A 749-nucleotide genomic window follows, 5' to 3' on the forward strand; every position below is an offset into this window, starting at 1 on the left:
CCCTAACGCCGCATTAAGGTGTGAGCGGCGCTTGGCTATACTTGAGCGAAGCGAAACTGCCAAGCGTTGCGAATCACTCTTAAATGCTTTGTTATATTTTTTTGCTTGCTAATAATAGGCAGTAGTTCTTTACCTTATCTACTTTTTCGCCAACCAAATAAACAAGGGAATTTGAGTTTACCCAATCTATGTTTCTTGTTTGTAGTTCTTTTTGGAGAGTACTTTTTGGCTTAGCTAGCTTTCTTTTATGTTTGAACTCCCAAGACTGAAATTGAACAGGAAGTTCTTCGCAGCCCAACCACCAATGGGGAATTGCCGTTTTCCATTTATCTTCAAGCCAGACATCAGACAAAACAATTATGTATTCATGATCAGCATAAAGGTCATTGCAATTGATAAAAGACCGATCACTACTAACTACCCTTTCAATATCTTTCACCACTAGTGACTTTTGAATCGATTTAGAAAGGCGCTTTGCTTCAATGTAAAATATTGATTTATATTTTGGAGAAAATACCATCCCATCAATATGCTCATTCTTCTTGACCCACGGGAACTCTAACCAATGTACCGAGTTTTCATCATCTAACGCAGTTTTTAATGCGTTCACAAAGTTGTGAACCTGATTTTGCTCTGTAAATCCTGTTGAGTCTCTCGCTGGATAAAATGAACATAGCATCCGCTCATAAGTACCACACATATCTACAAAAGCTGTTGATATTATTTTCTCCATAACTCACCTAAAAAAA

1 protein-coding gene is annotated in these 749 nt (G+C 37.5%); it reads right to left on the reverse strand.

The window, feature by feature from the left end:
* Nucleotides 1-91: 91 nt before the first annotated feature.
* Nucleotides 92-733: a hypothetical protein gene (locus tag IQR33_RS19265; RefSeq protein ID WP_054702880.1), complete on the reverse strand. Its 642-nt coding sequence runs from the start codon at nt 731-733 to the stop codon at nt 92-94.
* Nucleotides 734-749 lie beyond the last annotated feature (16 nt).

The sequence above is a fragment of the Vibrio sp. OPT46 genome, assembly GCF_015163535.1.
Taxonomy (GTDB): domain Bacteria; phylum Pseudomonadota; class Gammaproteobacteria; order Enterobacterales; family Vibrionaceae; genus Vibrio; species Vibrio alginolyticus.

Excerpts from the sequence above, each read along its gene's own strand:
- IQR33_RS19265 (WP_054702880.1), bottom strand. The coding sequence starts at position 733 with ATGGAGAAAATAATATCAACAGCTTTTGTAGATATGTGTGGTACTTAT.